The organism is Salinarimonas sp., from assembly GCF_046292825.1.
Taxonomy (GTDB): Bacteria; Pseudomonadota; Alphaproteobacteria; order Rhizobiales; family Beijerinckiaceae; genus Salinarimonas.
This window is the reverse complement of sequence record NZ_JBKBQG010000023.1, coordinates 67301-73478: the sequence shown is the minus strand read 5'-3', so window position 1 is coordinate 73478 and position 6178 is coordinate 67301. Positions and strand designations below refer to the sequence as shown.

Annotated in this window: 6 protein-coding genes and 1 tRNA gene; 6 read left to right on the top strand and 1 reads right to left on the bottom strand. The window is 70.5% G+C overall.

Annotation, left to right across the window (positions count from 1 at the left end; all coding sequences use genetic code 11):
- Positions 1 to 72 precede the first annotated feature (72 nt).
- A tRNA-Met gene (locus tag ACK4UM_RS12685) sits at positions 73 to 149 on the top strand.
- 78 nt (positions 150 to 227) lie between these two features.
- On the opposite strand, the gene ACK4UM_RS12680 is transcribed toward ACK4UM_RS12685, so the two are convergent.
- On the bottom strand, positions 228 to 1910 hold the full coding sequence (locus tag ACK4UM_RS12680) for an ABC-F family ATP-binding cassette domain-containing protein (RefSeq protein WP_409799451.1): 1683 nt from the start codon (positions 1908 to 1910) through the stop codon (positions 228 to 230).
- 246 nt (positions 1911 to 2156) lie between these two features.
- Between ACK4UM_RS12680 and rplS the strand changes: the two genes are divergently transcribed.
- From rplS to ACK4UM_RS12655, 5 genes are all read left to right on the top strand, one after another.
- Complete coding sequence (gene rplS / locus ACK4UM_RS12675) at positions 2157 to 2540, top strand: 50S ribosomal protein L19 (RefSeq protein ID WP_409799448.1); 384 nt, start codon at positions 2157 to 2159, stop codon at positions 2538 to 2540.
- Positions 2541 to 2784: 244 nt separating this feature from the next.
- A complete protein-coding gene (leuC, locus tag ACK4UM_RS12670) occupies positions 2785 to 4212 on the top strand; it encodes a 3-isopropylmalate dehydratase large subunit (protein ID WP_409799445.1) in 1428 nt (475 codons plus the stop codon).
- 27 nt (positions 4213 to 4239) lie between these two features.
- Entirely contained in the window at positions 4240 to 4521 is a 282-nt protein-coding gene (locus tag ACK4UM_RS12665; RefSeq protein ID WP_409799442.1) for a hypothetical protein, read from the top strand.
- A complete protein-coding gene (locus tag ACK4UM_RS12660; protein ID WP_409799439.1) occupies positions 4521 to 4937 on the top strand; it encodes a metallopeptidase family protein in 417 nt (138 codons plus the stop codon). The genes ACK4UM_RS12665 and ACK4UM_RS12660 overlap by 1 nt, the downstream gene beginning before the upstream one ends.
- Positions 4938 to 5397: 460 nt before the next feature.
- The gene (locus tag ACK4UM_RS12655) at positions 5398 to 6102 is read left to right on the top strand and encodes a tellurite resistance TerB family protein (RefSeq protein ID WP_409799437.1); all 705 of its coding nucleotides are present in this window, start codon (positions 5398 to 5400) and stop codon (positions 6100 to 6102) included.
- Positions 6103 to 6178 lie beyond the last annotated feature (76 nt).

The following is a 6178-nucleotide window of genomic DNA, read 5'->3' as shown; positions in this document are numbered from 1 at the left end:
TCACGATCGAAACGCCGAGGGCCCCCGAGGGACATCCCCCCAACGGGGCCCTTCGCGTTCCGAAAACCTTGCCGCGGGGTGGAGCAGCCCGGTAGCTCGTCAGGCTCATAACCTGAAGGTCGCAGGTTCAAATCCTGCCCCCGCAACCAAACCCAAAAAAACCCCGCGATCGGACCCCCGACGCGGGGTTTTTTGCGTTCGCGGGCCGGGCACAGCCCGGCCGCGGCTCACGCGGCCGCCCCGGGCTCCAAATCGAGCCGCACCTCCCGCTCGATTCCGATCGCCTCCAGAAACGCCGTGTCGTGGCTCGCGACCAGGATCGCGCCGTCATAGGCGACGAGCCCGGCCTCCAAAGCCGCGATCGCCTCGAGATCGAGGTGGTTCGTCGGCTCGTCGAGCACCACGAGCTCGGGCGGGCGGTCGCCGCCGAGGATCGCGGCGAGCCCGGCGCGCATCCGCTCTCCCCCGGACAGAGTGCCGACGACGCGCAGCGCGTCCTCGTTGCGGAAGAGGAAGCGCGCGAGCGCGGCCCGGCAGGCATTCTCGTCCGCGTCGGGATTGATGCGCAGAAAGGCGTCGCGCACCCGCTCGGCGGGGTCGAGGAGCGCAATCGTCTGATCGAGGAGCGCGTGGCGCTCGGCGATGCGGACCTCGCCGGCGATCGGTGAGAGGCGCCCCGTCAGGAGCGCGAGGAGCGTGGACTTGCCCGCGCCGTTTCGCCCGACGATCGCGACGCGCTCGGGGCCGACGATCTCGAGGTCGAGCCCGCGGATCGCCGGCCGCGCCGGATCGTGCCCGCCGACGAGACCTCGCGCGCGCGCGACCACGCGGTTCGGCGCGAGACCCGAGGGCGGGACGCGCAGGGCCACCCGCTCGCGGATCTCGATCTGCGCGCGCGCCTCGACGAGCTCGGCCTGGGCCGCCGCGTGCAGCCGCTCGGCGGTGCGCGCCTGCGCGCCGCGCGAGCCCTCCGCGCGCTCCCGGGCGAAATCGAGCATCACCTTGGGCGCCCCGCCGCGCGCGCGCTCGCGCTTGCCGGCGCCGTCGCGCCGCGCCTTGCGTTCGCTCGCCTCGCGATTGCGGCGCGCGACGTCCTCCGCTTGTTGCTCGGCATCGGAGAGCCGGCGCGCCCGCGCGGCCTCCTCCCGCGCCTTGGCCTCGCGATAGGCGCCATAGCCGCCGCCATAGGTCGTCGCGCCGAGCGCTGTCAGCTCGACGATCGCGTCCATATGCTCGAGGAGCGCGCGATCGTGGCTCGCGACGATCGCCGCCCCGCGCCATCGCGACAGCAGGGTCGCGACGGCCGCGCGGCCCTGCGCGTCGAGATCGTTCGTCGGCTCGTCGAGGAGGATCGTGTCGGGCTCGTCGAACACGAGCGCGGCGAGAAGGAGGCGCGTGCGCTGCCCGCCGCTGAGGGTCGCGAGCGGGCGCTCGGGTGACGCGTCCGGCAGGCCGATCGCCGCGAGCGCGGCGTCGAGGCGGGCGGGGAGCGTCCAATCGGCGCGCGCGTGATCCTCTATCGTGCCCCGCCCCGCCTCGATCCGCGCGAGGCGTGCGAGGCCCTCGCGAGCGCCGAAGGCATCGGCGATGCGCTCGTCGGGAGCGATCGCGAGCCCCTGCCGCAGCATCGCGACGTGCCCCGAGCGCGCGACGCTTCCGCGATCGGGCGCGAGCGCGCCGGCGGCGATGCGCAGGAGCGTGGACTTGCCGACGCCGTTCAGGCCGACGATGCCCGTGCGTCCGGGGCCGAAGGCGAGATCGAGGTCGCGCAGGAGCGACCGCCCGTCGGGCAGCGTGTAGGCGACGGCGTCGAGGGCGATGCTCGCGGCGGGGCTCCGCGAGGGCTCGGATCTACGAGGAGACTGTGTGCGCGGATCGGCGCGGCGCGGGCGCTCGGTGCGGGACGGCATGGTCGAGGGGCTCCGTTGAGACGGTCATCGCGGTGATCTCGGTCTCGTGGAGTCTCATCGGCAGGTCCTCCTCACGGCGCCTTGCGCAGCCGACGGTCTATGCCGCTTGCGGCCGCGGCGTCAAGGCGGCTCGCGATCCCCTCTCGACAAACGCCTCCGTCTCTTGTACAGCCCCCCGTCAACTCAAAACAGGACGCCGAAATCCCGCGCGCCCGCGAGGCCCGCAACGGCAGGAGCACGAGACCCATGAACATCATCGAACAGATCGACAAGGAGCAGATCGCCGCTCTCGGGAAGGACATTCCCGATTTCGAGCCCGGCGACACCGTGATCGTCAACGTGCGCGTCCGCGAGGGCGACCGCACCCGCGTGCAGGCCTACGAGGGCGTCGTGATCGCCCGCAACGGCGGCGGCATCAACCAGAGCTTCACCGTCCGCAAGATCTCCTACGGCGAGGGCGTCGAGCGCGTGTTCCCGCTCTATTCGCCGCTGGTCGAGGGCATCACCGTCGTGCGCCGCGGCAAGGTGCGCCGCGCCAAGCTCTATTATCTGCGCGACCGCCGCGGCAAGTCCGCGCGCATCGCCGAGCGCGCCGAGCGCCGCGGCAAGAGCGTCGAAGCGGCGGAGTGATCGGCCGACGCCGATCGGCTCGCGACACCGCTTCTTTTTTCGCATTCCGACGGCGCGGTCCCGCGAGGGTCGCGCCGTCTCGCGTTGGAGCATCATCCCACCGATCGGATACCGGTCGGCGGACGAGATGATGTTCGAAACATAGACCTGGAGCCCGCGCCATTGCGGGGCGGGTCGAAATCGCTACATTCCGGTCAGCGCCGAGAGACCGGCCGGTGGTCGACGAAAGAGGACGAGGCAGACGATGACCAAGCCCCGCACGATGTACGACAAGATCTGGGACGACCACGTCGTCGACACCCAGCCGGACGGGACCTGCCTCCTCTATATCGACCGCCATCTCGTCCACGAGGTGACCTCGCCGCAGGCCTTCGAGGGCCTGCGCGTCGCCGGCCGCAAGGTTCGCCAGCCGGGCAAGACGCTCGCCGTCGTCGACCACAACGTGCCGACCACCGATCGCAGCGCCGGCATCGCCGATCCCGAGAGCGCGATCCAGGTCGAGACGCTCGCCACCAACGCGGCCGAATTCGGCATCGAGTATTACGACGAGCGCGACGCCCGCCAGGGCATCGTCCACGTGGTCGGGCCCGAGCAGGGCTTCACCCTGCCCGGCACGACGATCGTGTGCGGCGACAGCCACACCTCGACGCACGGCGCCTTCGGCGCGCTCGCCCACGGCATCGGCACCTCGGAGGTCGAGCACGTGCTCGCCACCCAGACGCTGATCCAGAAGAAGGCGAAGAACATGCGCGTGCGCGTGGAGGGCGAATTGCCCGCCGGCGTCACCGCCAAGGACATCATCCTCGCCATCATCGGCGAGATCGGCACCGCCGGCGGCACCGGCCACGTGATCGAATATGCGGGCTCCGCCATCCGCGCGCTCTCGATGGAGGGCCGGATGACGATCTGCAACATGTCGATCGAGGGCGGCGCCCGCGCCGGCCTGATCGCGCCCGACGAGAAGACCTACGCCTATCTGAAGGACCGCCCGAAGGCGCCCAAGGGCGAGGCCTGGGACCGCGCGGTCGCCTATTGGGAGAGCCTGAAGAGCGACGAGGGGGCCCATTTCGACCGCGAGATCGTGCTCGACGCGGCCAATCTCCCGCCGATCGTCTCCTGGGGCACGAGCCCGGAGGACGTCGTTTCGGTGACGGGCGTGGTGCCGAACCCGGACGACATCGCCGACGAGAACAAGCGCATCTCGAAGTGGCGCGCGCTCGACTATATGGGCTTGAAGCCCGGCACCAGGATCACCGACATCCGCCTCGACCGCGTCTTCATCGGCTCGTGCACCAACGGCCGCATCGAGGATCTGCGGGCGGTCGCGCGCATCGTCGAGGGCAAGCGGGTCGCCGAGGGCGTCTCGGCGATGATCGTGCCGGGCTCCGGCCTCGTGAAGCTGCAGGCGGAGGCCGAGGGGCTCGACCGCATCTTCACCGCGGCGGGCTTCGAATGGCGCGAGCCGGGCTGCTCGATGTGCCTCGCCATGAACGCCGACCGCCTCGCGCCGGGCGAGCGCTGCGCCTCGACCTCGAACCGCAATTTCGAGGGCCGCCAGGGCTTCAAGGGCCGCACGCATCTCGTCTCTCCGGCGATGGCGGCAGCGGCGGCGATCGCGGGGCATTTCGTGGACGTGCGGGAACTCGACGCGCAGCCCGTGGCGGCGGAGTGATCCGCCGCTCGTCCGCCGGGAGGGATCATGGCCGACAAGCGCCCGCAGACCGACGCCGACCGTCAGCGTGAGGCCAAGCGCGCGCTCGATCGCGTCGAGCGCGAGACGGAGACCGTCGGGCATTCGGCCGGCGCCAAGATGGGCCGGCGCATGGCGGACCATTTCGCGGGCCGCGACGCGCAGGGCCAGGCGGAGGACGGTGGCACGGATCCGATCGAGGTCTGGGGGCGGCGGATCGGGCGGGTGCTCGCGGTGCCGTTCTTCCTCTTCCTCGTCGTCTGGCTCGGCCTCCAGCTCGGATGGTGGTGATGGCGCGCGAGGCCGATCCCCTCTTCGACCTCACCGCGCCGACGCTCGAGGATTTCGAGCGCATGGCGGCCGACGCCTTCGCGCGCCTGCCCCGCGAATTCCGCGATCTCGCGGCGAACGTCGTGATCAAGGTGGACGATTTCCCCGACGACGAGACGCTCGCCGATCTCGAGGCCGAGAGCCCCTTCGATCTCCTGGGCCTGTTCCGGGGGCTGGGTCTCGCCGAGACGGGGGAGCCCGCGTCCGGGCAGTTCCCCAACATGATCTGGCTCTATCGCCGGCCGATCCTCGATTATTGGGCCGAGCACGAGGAGACGCTCGGCGCCATCGTCACCCACGTGCTCATCCACGAGATCGGCCACCATTTCGGCCTGTCCGACGAGGATATGGAGGCGATCGAGGCGAGCGTGGGGTAGTTCTCCCTCCCCGTGGGGGCTGCGGAGTGCACACAACGTGGTTCCTGCATGCCTTCGAGGCAAACAGGACGCGCCCTCTCCTTCCCCTCAGAGTTTGAAAATCTTTCGTTGCGGTGTCATCCCGGACGCCGAAGGCGATCCGGGACCCATATCCACGACGTCTCAGTCGCAGCCTAAAGGCTGCGTTTCTCCAACGGAAGCTGTCCAAATGTAGCGGAACGAGCGCGGCATGCGCGCTCGGACGATCGTCGAGCGAATGGGTCCCGGGTCCGCTTCGCGGCCCGGGATGACAACCTCCGAAAGATTCACAGGCTCTCAGGGGAAGGAGAAGGGCGGCGCGTCATCCTCCCCTCCGGGGAGGGAAAGCGGGAACCCTGGCCGCGTCCCCCCGGTTGACGCCTCGACGCAAACACGGATCGAGGCGATGGCTAACCTGCAGCGACTTCTCGGAACGATGCTCATGTCCCGCATGGGCGGCAAGGTCGGAATGGGGCTCGGCGGCCCCCTCGGGCTTCTGATGATGACCGGCTTCGGCCGACGGGCGCTGCGCGGCAAGGCGGGGCTCGCGGCGCTCGGCTATCTCGCCTACCGCGCCTATCGCGACCGCGGCGGATCGGCGTCGGCGGGCAATGACGCGGCTCCAGCCGCCGGCAATGGTGCGAGTGCGGGCAAGCGCTCGACGCTCGGCGGCCAGATCGGCGATTTCGTCGACAATCTCACCGGCGAGAGCGGGCGCCCCGGCGAGAGCCTCGGCGATCGCATCAGCCGCATGCTCGATCCGCGCCCGGCGCCCGAGGAGACGGTGGGGGATCAGAAGGCGCTGCTCCTCATCCGCGCGATGATCACCGCCGCGTCGTCGGACGGCTCGATCAAGCCGGAGGAGCGCGAGCGCATCCTCTCGCGGCTGAACGAGGCGGGCTGCGACGACGAGGAGCGCAAGCTCGTCGCCGCCGAGTTCGAGAAGCCGATGAGCGTCGACGCGCTCCTCGCGCAGGTCTCCGACGGGGAGACGGCGCGGCAGGTCTATCTCGCCTCGCGTGCGGCGGTGGAGGGCGGCACCCGGACCCAGCGCGCCTATCTCGATTATCTGCGCCAGCGCCTCGACCTGCCGAAGGAGGAGGCCGAGGAGGTGGAGGAGATCATCGCCGACAGCGAGCGCCAGTGAGGGGCGGCGACAAAAGAAAGGGCCCGCCGAACTGGTCGGACGGGCCCTCATAGGTGCGGCTCCGTGGGGGCAGAAT

Coding starts and splice junctions, on each gene's coding strand:
- ACK4UM_RS12680 (WP_409799451.1), bottom strand. CDS start 1,910: ATGCCGTCCCGCACCGAGCGCCCGCGCCGCGCCGATCCGCGCACACAG.
- ACK4UM_RS12655 (WP_409799437.1), top strand. CDS start 5,398: ATGTCCCGCATGGGCGGCAAGGTCGGAATGGGGCTCGGCGGCCCCCTC.
- ACK4UM_RS12660 (WP_409799439.1), top strand. CDS start 4,521: ATGGCGCGCGAGGCCGATCCCCTCTTCGACCTCACCGCGCCGACGCTC.
- ACK4UM_RS12665 (WP_409799442.1), top strand. CDS start 4,240: ATGGCCGACAAGCGCCCGCAGACCGACGCCGACCGTCAGCGTGAGGCC.
- rplS (WP_409799448.1), top strand. CDS start 2,157: ATGAACATCATCGAACAGATCGACAAGGAGCAGATCGCCGCTCTCGGG.
- leuC (WP_409799445.1), top strand. CDS start 2,785: ATGACCAAGCCCCGCACGATGTACGACAAGATCTGGGACGACCACGTC.